Annotated in this window: 9 protein-coding genes; 4 read left to right on the top strand and 5 right to left on the bottom strand. The window is 63.9% G+C overall.

Annotated features, from left to right (window positions below; translation table 11 throughout):
- Nucleotides 1-29: 29 nt before the first annotated feature.
- The 5 genes from WBA38_RS12985 to WBA38_RS13005 form a co-directional block, all read right to left on the bottom strand.
- A complete protein-coding gene (locus WBA38_RS12985) occupies nucleotides 30-1,757 on the bottom strand; it encodes a cation acetate symporter (RefSeq protein WP_424297591.1) in 1,728 nt (575 codons plus the stop codon).
- Nucleotides 1,757-2,266: a hypothetical protein gene (locus WBA38_RS12990; RefSeq protein ID WP_424297578.1), complete on the bottom strand. Its 510-nt coding sequence runs from the start codon at nucleotides 2,264-2,266 to the stop codon at nucleotides 1,757-1,759. The genes WBA38_RS12985 and WBA38_RS12990 overlap by 1 nt, the downstream gene beginning before the upstream one ends.
- A gap of 4 nt (nucleotides 2,267-2,270) precedes the next feature.
- Nucleotides 2,271-3,068, bottom strand: coding sequence for a LytR/AlgR family response regulator transcription factor (locus WBA38_RS12995; RefSeq protein WP_424297576.1), 798 nt, complete (start codon nucleotides 3,066-3,068; stop codon nucleotides 2,271-2,273).
- Nucleotides 3,065-4,345, bottom strand: a complete 1,281-nt coding sequence (locus WBA38_RS13000; RefSeq protein ID WP_424297574.1) for a sensor histidine kinase — start codon at nucleotides 4,343-4,345, stop codon at nucleotides 3,065-3,067. The genes WBA38_RS12995 and WBA38_RS13000 overlap by 4 nt, the downstream gene beginning before the upstream one ends.
- A 78-nt stretch (nucleotides 4,346-4,423) precedes the next feature.
- Complete coding sequence (locus WBA38_RS13005) at nucleotides 4,424-6,085, bottom strand: class I adenylate-forming enzyme family protein (protein ID WP_424297572.1); 1,662 nt, start codon at nucleotides 6,083-6,085, stop codon at nucleotides 4,424-4,426.
- 72 nt (nucleotides 6,086-6,157) lie between these two features.
- On the opposite strand from WBA38_RS13005, the gene WBA38_RS13010 reads away from it, so the two are divergent.
- The 4 genes from WBA38_RS13010 (at nucleotide 6,158) to groL (ending at nucleotide 11,763) form a co-directional block, all read left to right on the top strand.
- Nucleotides 6,158-7,021, top strand: coding sequence for a TetR family transcriptional regulator (locus WBA38_RS13010; protein ID WP_424297570.1), 864 nt, complete (start codon nucleotides 6,158-6,160; stop codon nucleotides 7,019-7,021).
- 205 nt (nucleotides 7,022-7,226) lie between these two features.
- Entirely contained in the window at nucleotides 7,227-8,183 is a 957-nt protein-coding gene (locus WBA38_RS13015; RefSeq protein WP_424297568.1) for a cyclase family protein, read from the top strand.
- On the top strand, nucleotides 8,180-9,871 hold the full coding sequence (locus WBA38_RS13020; RefSeq protein WP_424297567.1) for an AMP-binding protein: 1,692 nt from the start codon (nucleotides 8,180-8,182) through the stop codon (nucleotides 9,869-9,871). The genes WBA38_RS13015 and WBA38_RS13020 overlap by 4 nt, the downstream gene beginning before the upstream one ends.
- 269 nt (nucleotides 9,872-10,140) lie before the next feature.
- Nucleotides 10,141-11,763 (top strand): chaperonin GroEL, encoded by a 1,623-nt coding sequence (gene groL / locus WBA38_RS13025; protein ID WP_424322861.1) that lies wholly within the window; start codon nucleotides 10,141-10,143, stop codon nucleotides 11,761-11,763.
- Nucleotides 11,764-11,923 lie beyond the last annotated feature (160 nt).

Consider the following 11,923-nt stretch of genomic DNA (forward strand, 5'->3'; position numbering starts at 1 on the left):
GGAGGACGAACGGTGACGCATTTTGTCGGCTACGGCGTCCGTTCGACGCCCAGGCCAAGCCGTTCGGGCACGTGCATGCGGGCGAAAGCGCCAGCGGTGCCCGCTGGGATGCGAGCGCGGGTCACTAGGCTGACCAGCACCATTGTTGCGAACGTGAGGGGTACCGTTACCGCAGCGGGGTAACTGGCAATGACGGCGAGCCAGCCGTCGTCGTCGGTGATGATTCCGGTGACGGAAATGCCGACGGCGACCGCCGAGGTGATAGCGCCGATGGCCAGTCCGCTGATCGCGCCGACTGCGGTGAGGCCCCGCCACCAGATACCGAGGACCAGAAGTGGGCACAGGGTGGACGCGGACACCGCGAACACGAGGCCGACTGATCGGGACAATTCCAGGCTGCCCGCACCGAGGGCTATGCCGATCGGGATGGTGCCGCCAATCAGCGCGCAGATCCGAAAGGAACGGACTCCGGCGGGCATCAAGTCGGTCGACATGACGCCCGCGATGCTGACGAGTAGGCCCGACGACGTGGCCAGGAACGCGGCCATAGCGCCGGCTGCGACGAGCGCCGACAGCCCGATCGCGAGGATGCCTCCGGTAGCGGACGACGGCAGCAGGAGCACCGAAGCGTCTGCGGTGCCCGTTGCGAGAAGTTGCGGAACCCACACCCGAGCTAAGACACCGAGCACCGTGGGGAAGAAATAAAACACCGACAGCGCGGCGATCACGTTCAACGCGGTACGACGTGCGGCCCTACCGTCTGGGTTGGTGTAGAACCGGACCAGCACATGCGGCAGGCCCATCGCGCCAAGGAATGTCGCGATGATCAGCGACAACACCTGGTACAGGGGATGGCCGCCGCCGAGGCCGCCGCCGGATGTCATCCACGCCGACCCTGTCTGCGGGGCTCCGGCAACGACGGGGGTGGCGGCTCCGGCGTCGAGGTCGATGACGGAGCCGCGACTGAGTTGGTGCATCCCCGCAGTCAGGGGTGCGTTCGCGACGACGACATCGTCGACGGTCCCGGTGACGCGGACGCCGACCGGATCGGTGACTGATACGTCGACGGGGGTATCGATGCGGACGGTGGTTTCGGTGTGCACTCGCGGCGGCAGTGGGTCGCCGATCCGTTGCGGGCTGTTGAGGAAAATGGCACCGAGCACGATCACCGGGATAGCGACGGCGGTCAGTTTGAGCCAGTACTGGATGGCCTGGGCGAAAGTCACCGATCGCATGCCTGCGCCGACCACGTTGACGATCACCAGCAGTCCCGTCGCGACGATTCCCACCCACGGCGGAATGTGCAGCAGGATCTGCAACGTCAGCCCGGCCCCTTGCAATTGCGGAACCAGGTAGAGGACGCAGATAACGATGACGACGGCCATGGCGGCTTTGCGAGCGCGGACTGATCCGAGGCGGAACTCGGCGAAATCCGGCACGGTGTACGCGCCCGAACGGCGCAAGGGCGCGGACACGAACAGCAGCAGCGACAGGTAGCCGGCGGTGAAGCCGATCGGATACCAGAGGGCATCTGCACCGTATTTGGCGACCAGGCCAGCAACGCCGAGGAACGACGCCGCCGACAGGTATTCGCCCGCGATGGCGGCCGCGTTCCAGCCGGGTCCGATGCTGCGGGAAGCCACGAGAAAGTCGGAGGTGGAGCGCGCCCCACGACCGCCGTAGGCACCGACCGCAACGGTGCCCAGGGCCGCGAGAAGGATGGCGACGACGGTGAGGGCCGAAACGTGATCGGTCATCATCGGGCTGGTCCCTGCCCGTCCCGATTCGGGTCGTAACTGTTCCCGCTGCTGTCCCCGCCGTTAGGGTCGGCGCCGTTAGTGTCCCCGTTGTTGGTGTCCCCGTCGTTGGTATCCCCGTCGACGAGCCGGACGAAGTCGCGTTCGGCCTGCTCGGCGAGCCGGATGTAGAGGCGGCCCGCCAGGTACAGCAGGGGTAACGGCAACAGTCCCAGGATTAGCCAGTTGAGTGGCCACCCGAACACGGTCGCATGGCTGAACGGTTTGACGGTGGCGCCGATGAGGGGAATCGCCGCGAAAATTGCGAGTACCGCCAGCCCCAACCGCAACGACAGTCCCAGTTGGGCGCGAACGAGGCCGCGGACCAAATGCTCACCAATGTCGGTCTGTTCGGCAACTTCTACTCGAGTGCGAACAACGCGGGCACCGCGACGTTGAGACAAGACGACGCGTTCGCGTTGGCCGGCGCGGTCGCGGGCGGAATCGGAGCCCGACTCTCTGGGGGACATGAGGCTAGTCGCCGCCCTCGGCCCTCGGGGCGCGGAAGGTGCGGAGCGGATCGCGGACGAGTCGGTCTTTGAGTTCTCGGACCTGGCGTCGACTGACGGGGAGTTCCACCGCCGGTGATCGTCCGTTGGCTCGGACACGCACCATCGTCGTGGTGCCCGCTGAGCGCAGCCCGACGACCATCGGTAGCGAAACCAGGTACGAGCGGTGTACGCGTGCGAATCCTGCTCGTCGCCAACGAGATTCGAGAGTCGAAAGGGTGACGCGCACCAGATAAGACCCAGTGTCGGTGTGCAGGCGGGCGTAGTCGCCAACGGCCTCGATCCACGAGATCGAATCGCGCTGCACGAGTGATGTGACGCCTCCGAGTTCGACGGGGATTACGTCGTCGGCGGGCTCGTCCGGTTCGGTGGCAGCGGCGGGCTCGGCACCGTTATTGAGGGCCGCCACGATGCGGACCAGCGCTTGGTCGAGTCGTTCGCTGCGCAGCGGCTTCAACAGGTAGTCGACGGCACCGACATCGAAGGCTTCGACGGCTCGATCGTCGTGCGCGGTGACGAACACGATGATCGGGGGTGCGGTGTAGTTGGCAAGGACCGACGCCAATTCCATTCCGGAGAGGCCGGGCATTGAAATATCGAGGAATACGGCGTCGATGTGATGGTCGGCCAGTTCGCGGAGTGCTTCGGTCGCGTCGGACGCCTTGTAGACGGTGGTGACCGCATCGTGGCGGTCCAAGAGATATGTCAGTTCGTCAAGGGCGGGGATTTCGTCGTCGACTGCGAGGACGGTGAGCTCGGTCATCGTTTCGTCTCCTCGGAGGTCGGGGCGTTTCTCGACGGAGAAACTCCGCCAGGGCGGGTGCGACTGGTTGCCGGTGCGACGTGGATACCGGGCGCGAACTTGGGAACTCGCATGCTGACTTTAGTTCCGGCACCGATCGCGGTTTCGATAACGAGGCCGTAGTCGTTGCCGAACGCGGACCGCAGTCGTTGGTCGACGTTGGTGAGTCCAACGTGTGCACCGTCCGATTCCTGCGGTCCAGCGGGGTCGAGTGCGTCGATGGCCCCGGTCCGCAGCAGTTCGGGATCCATGCCGACGCCGTCGTCTTCGACGCTGAGGAGGCAGTCGGACCCCACATTGCGGGCGACGATGGAGATGGTCCCGTCGCGTCGGCCAGCCATGCCATGGCGGACGGCATTCTCGACAAGGGGCTGCAATGCCAAGAATGGAACCACGACGCCGAGGACTTCGGGAGCGACCTGGAGTTTCACCACGAGCCCGTCGCCGAACCGGGCGCGTTCGAGGGTGAGATAGCGGTCGATATTGCGGAGTTCGTCGGACAGCACGGTGTATTCACCCGCGGCCCGGAACGAGTAGCGGGTGAAGTCGGCGAAGTCGAGAATCAGTTCGCGTGCCCGTTCGGGATCGGTGCGGACAAATGAGGCAATGGTGTTGAGGGCGTTATAGATGAAGTGCGGGCTGATCTGGGCGCGCAGGGCGAGCACTTCGGCGCGATCCAGACGTGAGCGGGAGGCGTCGAGTTCGGCGAGCTGCAGTTGCCCGGACGCGTACCGGGCCACTTCGGTGATGGCACCGATGCGGCCGGGGCCGGGATTGGTGAGCGAGACCACGACGAGCGCACCGGCGCTGATGTCGTCGGAGAGCAGGGGAGCGGCCAATAGGCTGCGGGTGGGGCCCACGCCACCCCCGGGATTTGTCAGGACCGCGTGACGGCCATTGTCGAGGGCTTCGGATGCGAGGCGGGCGGCATCCCGGCGAAGCGGTGGCGTCCACAGGTCGATGTCGCCGTCGTAGGCGAGGAACGTTCCGTCGGCGGCGTAGAGGGCGAGACCGTCGGCACCGGTCAGGGTCCGCAGCGGGACAGCGGCGGCGGTCGCAGATTCTTCGGTCAGGCCATTTCGGAGCGAGCGAGCGGCGACGGCCGCAGTCTGCAGCGTGTTGTGAACGGCGCGCTCGTGCGGAGTGCTGACGACCCGGCGGGTCCGCAGGGCAACGACGATTAGTACGGCGGCGAGCACGACGCCCAGGGCCGTGATCGCAATCAGCTCAGCGGACATAGGGCATCACGGTTCGAGACTAGCTGCGGGGCGTGGTGCCTCTGGCATGAACGCCGCAGGTAGGTGCGGTCTTCCCGATCAGCGTAGGGCACGGCGCAGTAGCTTGCCGGTTGCGGTGCGCGGGAGCGCGGAGACGAACTCCACCTCGTGCGGGTACTTATAAGCCGCCAGATGATCTCGGCAGTAAGCGATCACCTCGCCCACAGTCATCGTCGCACCGGGGTTGGTCACGATGAAGGCTTTCACCGTTTCGCCACGGTACCCATCCGGTACGCCGATCACGGCAGCCTCCGCGATGGCCGGATGCGACTGCAATCGTCGCTCGACTTCCGACGGCCACACCTTGTATCCGGCGGCATTGATGATGTTCTTCTTGCGGTCGACGATGTAAAACCAACCGTTTGGATCCATAAACCCAACGTCCCCGGTGCGTAGAGAACCGCCGGAGAAGGCGTCGGCCGTTGCGACCGGATCGTTCCAGTAGCCGTGGATCACCTGTGGTCCGGTCGTCACCAATTCGCCGATCTCGCCGACCGGAAGGTCGTTGCCGTCGTCGTCGACGATCCGCACGATGGTGTCGAACACTGGTATTCCTACCGATAAGACCTCGAAATCGTCGCTGACCGGGGCGCTTACGCCCGGTGGAACCGCATGCGACGGCGAGGTTGTTTCGGTCTGTCCGTAAACGTTGTGGATGTAGCCACCGAGTCGTTCCTCAAGTCGGTCGGCGACGTCTGGTTCGATCGGTGCGCCACCGGAGTACCGCAATCGAAGTGAGGCAAGGTCGGATGCTTTGACGTCGGGGTCACCGGCAAGTGCGATGTACGCGGTGATCACCGCAACGCAGAACGCAGGCTGCCATTCGCGGCAGGCATCGGCGATGACCGTCGGATGAAACCGATGGGTCATGATCAGCGGCGACTGGTTAATCAATGCGGTGGCGACGGCACCGACCAATCCGGTTACGTGGAAGACGGGCGCGAGCGCGAGGACTGGTTCACCCGGACGCAATCCGGTCCAGTCTCGGTACACCTGTGCGTTGAACGCGAGGTTCGCATGGGTGATCTGGGCACCCTTGGATGGTCCCGTGGTACCCGATGTACTGGCGAGGAGTGCGATGTCTGACGGCCCGACCCGCCGTTGCTGCGCTGCTGGTCCGCTGCCGACGGATGCTTCCGCGATGAGTGCCATCAGGTCGACCGTGTCGCCCGGCTTGCGGCGCCTTGTTCCGTCGAAGACTCGCGCATCATCGCGTGTCTGCCCGTCCAGTGCGGAGACAGTCACCACGATTCGCACTGATGTTGCCCCGGTGGCGAGGACGGCGCGGGCCCGGTCGGAGTACAGGTCGTCGAGGATGAGCAGTGCGGTGGGGGCGAAGGAGGCAAGGGCGTCGGACAGCTCATCGGACGTCGCCATCGGACTGATTGGAGTAGCCGTCCCGCCTGCTTTCCATGCTGCGATCACGCCGATAACAAACGCCGGATTGTTCTGCAGGCACAGGGCCAGGCGATCGCCCGCGCTGAACCCGCGGGCGATGAGAAACCAAGCGAGGGCATTTGCGGCGCGGTCGACTTCTGTCCAGGTGAGCGTTGAATCAAAGTAGTGAATCGCCGGAGAATGGGGAACTGCGGTGACAGCGGCATCGAACATATCGAGCGCCGTGGGGAAGGCGCGGCGCAAATGTGGGCCACGGTCCGCCGGGTAGGCCGTGAGCCACGGCCGTTGGTCGTAGCCGGTCATGGTGTCGAGTCTAAGTGGCACGTTCGGTTGTGCGGGCAGGTGAATCTGTTTGCACAGGCTAGCCTGTTCAGTATGGCTGAACAATCGTTGGGTGTCGGGGAATCGGTTCGACTCTTGCGTGTCCGACGCGGACTAACGTTGCGCAGCCTCGCGAAGGTTGTCGGAGTCAGCGTCGGCACAATGAGCGCTATCGAGAACGGGAAGGTCGCGGTAACGATCGATCGGTTGCGCCAACTCGCGAACGCGCTGGGCGTCGATGCTGCCGCGCTGATGGATGTGCGGTCCGAAGCTCCCGTGGTAGCCGCCGATCCATCCTTGGCGTCCGTTGGTCAGCGGTGGCGCGAGTTTGGGCCGCTCGACCTTGATCCGGTGTTGGAAGCGGCGGTTGAGGCCTTCTCTGAAGTGGGCTACCACGGTGCAACCATGCGGATGATTGCGGACGCGGCAGATGTGGGCATCGCGGGGATCTATCGGCATCACCAAGGCAAGAAACAGCTGATCACGGCCATTGGTGAGGCGCTGGAGGTTGACGCGGCATGGCGCGTGGAGGCCGCGGCGGCGGATTTCCGGGATGACCCGGCGCGAGCTTTCGGAGCGATGGTTGAGGCCCTTTCGCTGTGTCAGATTCATCGGCTGGAGCCAGCGTTGGTTATCGAAACCGAGTTGCGGCGGCTCGATGAATTGAGTCGGGAACGGATCGTCGCCCTGCGGCACGCCATGACCCGGAGGTTTGAAGTTGTTGCTACCGCCGCTACCGAATTGGGGCAGTTTGGGACGTCCTCGCCGGCGGGTACGGCGCGGACTGTTGTGGCGCTGTGTCGGGCGCTGCCGCTGCGGTTTGGGGGAGGATCTGCGCTCCCCGGTGCGAGTGTCGCGGAGGAGTATGCGAACTTGGCACTGCTCATGATGATGGCGAGCAAAGTTCAGCAAAACTGAACAGATTGTCCTGCGCACCCAGGGAACAAAATGCCAGGTAGAGCCTCTTTTTGACACCTGTTGACAATCGCCATCGAGTCTGTGATTCTCATCTCATCACCGACTGAACGAACGGTCGCTCGGTCGTCTGGCGGTGAATCTCGATTCCTCCCGTGAGCTCAAGTCACCCAAGTGGCTGGGGGCTCTGCCGACGAAAGGTTCTGCGATGACTTCCGTTCCAGACTTGACCGAAATCCTTGAAAACTCCCCGTCCAACTGGGGCAAGTGGGGGCCAGACGATGAGGTCGGCAGCCTTAACTACCTCACCGCCGAGCAGGTCCTGCGTGGAGTGTCGCTCATCAAGCGTGGTGACCTCTTCACTCTGCAGCGGCTGATTGGAGATCCAAAGGGCGACCCCGTGTGGCCCGGACGCACGCCGGCGACAAAGGAAATGGTCTACGACGAGTCTGATTGGGATGAGGGCGGCGACGGACCGCAATTCCCGGGTGGTCTGCACTACGCCGATGACAAGCTCGAAGCCTTCCTGCAGGGGTCGACGCAGTACGACGCCCTGGGGCACGTTTGGTTCGACGGCAAGATCTGGAATGGCTACGACGCGCGCACCACGATTGGCGGACTGCAAAAGGCCAGCGTCGAACCGATCGCTAACCGGGGAGTGGCTGGCCGTGCAGTCTTGCTCGACCTCGCTCGTTGGCGCGGAGTGGACGCACTGGGCCCGAAGGAAGCATTCAGCCACGAAGATCTCCAAGCGTGCGCAGCCGCGCAGGGCGTGGAACTGCGGCCTCGCGACATCCTCCTGATCCGCACCAACCACCTCGAACTGTTCTTCCAGGATGCGGACGGGTTCTACGCGGACTTCGGTGAACCAGGCTTGGTGTACTCCCCGGAATTGGTGCAGTGGTTCGCCGACATGGAAATCCCGAATCTGGTGACTGACACCATCGCCAACGAGGTCACGCACGATCCCAACAGCGGGGCGGCGCTGGTGCTGCACAACGCCCTGATGCGCAACCTCGGAATCGCTTTCACCGAGATTTGCGACCTGGAGAAGCTGGCGGAGGACTGCGCGAGCGATGGCCGCTACGACTTCTTCTATGTCGCGGCACCGTTGAAGATCCACAGCGCTAGCGGTTCGCCCGTCAACCCGGTGGTGATCAAGTGACTTACGCGGACCGGCCCTGGCTAGCGCGGTACCCGGACTCGGCCCCCACCGATTTGGAGCCCGAGTATTCCTCGGCGCTCGAGGTCTTTGATGCGGCATTGGCCACCGCGCCCGATGCGGCAATGCTCGCGTACTTCGGAACGTCGCAGACCTTTGCCGACGTCGATCGGGCCTCGCGGGCGCTCGCATCCGCGTTGGCGGCGAATGGGTTTAGCCGCGGCGACCGGCTTGCGCTCTACGTGCAGAACAACCCGGCATTTGTCATCGGCATGATTGCCGCATGGCGATTGGGTGGGACGGCGGTGGCGATCAACCCGATGAACAAGCAACGGGAATTGTCGTACTTGCTGCGTGATTCCGGAGCTACGGCATTGCTGGCGCTCGATGATCTGTACGCGCAGATTGGGCGAGAGGTCGTCGAATCTGGCGTCACATCAGTCCACACCGTCGTCACCTGTTCTCCGCTGGACATGCAGGACCGCAACGACGCCCGTCTCTTCGCCGACTATCACGCGGTTCGCACCGATGGCACCCTCGATCTCGGCGAACTGATCGCTGCGGGCGGCGGCAACAGCCTTCCGGACCCGCAGCTCACCCCGGATGATGTCGCCGTTCTGGCGTACACCTCGGGAACCACCGGCGACCCGAAGGGTGCGATGAACACCCACGGCAATTTCGTGTTCAACGCTCAGGTGTACCGCGAATGGACCGGGTTGAAGCCTGGCGAACCGGTCCTGGGTATTGCTCCTTTGTTCCACATCAGTGGGCTGGTCGGGCACATCATGTTCGCCATGTTGATGAAGTCGCCGCTGGTTCTGGCGCATCGTTTCGAGCCGTCGGTGATGCTCGACGCGGTGAAGGAGTACCGTCCCGTCTTCACGATTGGGGCGATTACCGCGCTGAACGCGTTGGCTGCGGCACCGGGCGTTTCGCCCGGCGATCTCTCGTCGCTCCGGATCCTCTATTCGGGTGGCGCACCGATCGCGCCCGCGGTGGGCGATCGGCTCGAACAGATCTACGGTGCCTATGTCCACAACATTTACGGACTCACCGAGACAAATTCACCGTCGCACGCAGTGCCCTTCGGCGTTCGAGCACCGGTCGATCCGGTTTCCGGTGCATTGTCCGTTGGACTGCCGGTGTTCAATACGATCGTGCGTGTCGTGGGGTCGGACGGGGCTGACGTCCCGATCGGCGAGATCGGTGAGTTCGCGACCTCCGGTCCTCAGGTGGTTCCCGGGTATTGGAACAAGCCGGAGGCCACAGCGTCGTCGATCCCCAATGGTGAGTTGCATACAGGCGACGTCGGCTTCATGGACGCTGACGGCTGGTATTACGTCGTCGATCGTAAGAAAGACATGATCAACGCATCGGGCTACAAGATCTGGCCGCGGGAGGTCGAGGACGTTCTCTACTCGCACAGCGCCGTTCGCGAAGCCGCCGTCGTCGGACTGCCGGACGAGTATCGCGGCGAGACGGTGAAGGCCTTCGTCTCGCTGCATCCGGGGCAGAGCGTCGACGAGGCAGAACTCGTCGAATTCTGCAAAGCGCAGATGGCGGCCTACAAGTACCCGCGTTCAGTTGAAGTGATGGACGAACTGCCCAAGACGGTGACCGGCAAGATTCTTCGCCGTGAGCTGCGGGACGACGCAACCGCGTCCTCGCAGCCTGGCGGAGCAAAGTCTTAGGAAATTTCTAGGGACGGGCAGGTTGCAGTATTCCTCGGTAGGGGCGCTGTGACCTGCCCGTTGTTCGTCGTTGGAGGGGTTGGGAGCGGCAAACTCCTTCCTTGCACTCTCGGGGTGTGAGTGCTAAAAATGGTACTTGGCACTCTCGGCATGTGAGTGCCAGGTCGGATCGATGAGATCGGTTCAAAAGACACCCCGGTCGTCCGTCGCGGGCATCCGAGTCCGGCCCGAAGACTTAGTGTCACCCCCTACCGGAGGATCACTTACCAATGGCAAAGCAGATTGCTTTCGACGAAGAGGCACGTCGCGGCCTCGAGCGCGGCCTGAACAGCCTCGCCGACACCGTCAAGGTCACGCTCGGACCCAAGGGCCGCAACGTTGTCCTGGAGAAGAAGTGGGGCGCCCCCACGATCACCAACGATGGTGTTTCCATCGCCAAGGAGATCGAGCTGGAGGACCCGTACGAGAAGATCGGCGCCGAGCTGGTCAAGGAAGTCGCCAAGAAGACTGACGACATCGCGGGCGACGGCACCACCACCGCTACCGTTCTGGCGCAGGCGCTGGTTCGCGAAGGCCTGCGCAATGTCGCAGCCGGCGCAAACCCGCTGGGCCTGAAGCGCGGCATCGAGAAGGCCGTTGCGGCCGTCACCGAATCGCTGCTGGCATCGGCCAAGGAGGTCGAGACCAAGGAGCAGATCGCTGCTACCGCCGGTATCTCGGCAGGCGACCAGACCATCGGCGACCTGATCGCCGAGGCCATGGACAAGGTCGGCAACGAGGGTGCCATCACCGTCGAAGAGTCGAACACCTTCGGCCTGCAGCTCGAACTCACCGAGGGCATGCGCTTCGACAAGGGCTACATCTCGGGCTACTTCGTGACCGACGCCGATCGCCAGGAAGCCGTCCTCGAGGATCCGTACATCCTGCTCGTCTCGGGCAAGATCAGCACCATCAAGGACCTCCTGCCGCTGCTGGAGAAGGTCATCGCGTCGGGCAAGCCCCTCGTGATCATCGCTGAGGACGTCGAAGGCGAAGCTCTCTCGACCCTTATCGTCAACAAGCTCAAGGGCACCTTCAAGTCTGTCGCCGTCAAGGCTCCGGGCTTCGGTGACCGACGCAAGGCCATGCTGGCCGACATCGCCATCCTGTCCGGTGGCGAGGTCATCAGCGAAGAGGTTGGCCTCTCGCTGGAGACCGCTGGTCTCGAACTGCTGGGCACCGCCCGCAAGGTTGTCGTCACCAAGGACGAGACCACCATCGTCGACGGTGCCGGCGATGCCGACGCTATCGGCGGTCGCGTGGCGCAGATCCGCGGCGAGATCGAGAACAGCGACAGCGACTACGACCGCGAGAAGCTGCAGGAGCGCCTGGCGAAGCTGGCCGGTGGCGTTGCAGTCATCAAGGCCGGCGCTGCCACCGAGGTGGAGCTCAAGGAGCGCAAGCACCGCATTGAGGACGCTGTCCGCAACGCGAAGGCTGCCGTCGAAGAGGGCATCGTCGCCGGTGGTGGCGTGGCTCTGCTCCAGTCGGAGTCGGCCATCGACGGACTGGCCCTGGAAGGTGACGAGGCCACCGGTGCGAACATCGTTCGCGTCGCCCTCGAAGCTCCGGCCAAGCAGATCGCTGTCAACGCTGGCCTCGAGCCCGGCGTTGTCGCCGACAAGGTCCGCAACTCGCCGCTGGGAACGGGCCTCAACGCCTCGACCAACTCCTACGAGGACCTGCTGGCTGCCGGCATCAACGACCCGGTGAAGGTCACCCGCTCGGCACTGCAGAATGCAGCATCGATCGCGGCTCTGTTCCTCACCACCGAGGCTGTTGTTGCTGACAAGCCTGCTCCGGCTGCTCCGGCAATGCCGGGCGCCGACGAGATGGGCGGCATGGGCTTCTGATCTTCTGATCATCGCCCTGCGCAGTTTCGCAGAACTCACCGAAGGCCGGTCACCCATTGGGTGGCCGGCCTTCGGCGTTGCCCGCGCATCCTATTCTGCCCGTCGTACCTCCGGCTCCCGTTCTCGCATGATGCGTTGATTCCCGCACTACGTCAGACGT

Origin of the sequence: Gordonia sp. (in: high G+C Gram-positive bacteria) (genome assembly GCF_049647785.1) — a bacterium.
GTDB lineage: Bacteria > Actinomycetota > Actinomycetes > Mycobacteriales > Mycobacteriaceae > Gordonia.

What these genes read in the sequence shown, in the direction of transcription:
- WBA38_RS12985 (WP_424297591.1), bottom strand. Translation starts at nt 1,757, where the DNA reads ATGACCGATCACGTTTCGGCCCTCACCGTCGTCGCCATCCTTCTCGCG.
- WBA38_RS12990 (WP_424297578.1), bottom strand. Translation starts at nt 2,266, where the DNA reads ATGTCCCCCAGAGAGTCGGGCTCCGATTCCGCCCGCGACCGCGCCGGC.
- WBA38_RS12995 (WP_424297576.1), bottom strand. Translation starts at nt 3,068, where the DNA reads ATGACCGAGCTCACCGTCCTCGCAGTCGACGACGAAATCCCCGCCCTT.
- WBA38_RS13000 (WP_424297574.1), bottom strand. Translation starts at nt 4,345, where the DNA reads ATGTCCGCTGAGCTGATTGCGATCACGGCCCTGGGCGTCGTGCTCGCC.
- WBA38_RS13005 (WP_424297572.1), bottom strand. Translation starts at nt 6,085, where the DNA reads ATGACCGGCTACGACCAACGGCCGTGGCTCACGGCCTACCCGGCGGAC.
- WBA38_RS13010 (WP_424297570.1), top strand. Translation starts at nt 6,158, where the DNA reads ATGGCTGAACAATCGTTGGGTGTCGGGGAATCGGTTCGACTCTTGCGT.
- WBA38_RS13015 (WP_424297568.1), top strand. Translation starts at nt 7,227, where the DNA reads ATGACTTCCGTTCCAGACTTGACCGAAATCCTTGAAAACTCCCCGTCC.
- groL (WP_424322861.1), top strand. Translation starts at nt 10,141, where the DNA reads ATGGCAAAGCAGATTGCTTTCGACGAAGAGGCACGTCGCGGCCTCGAG.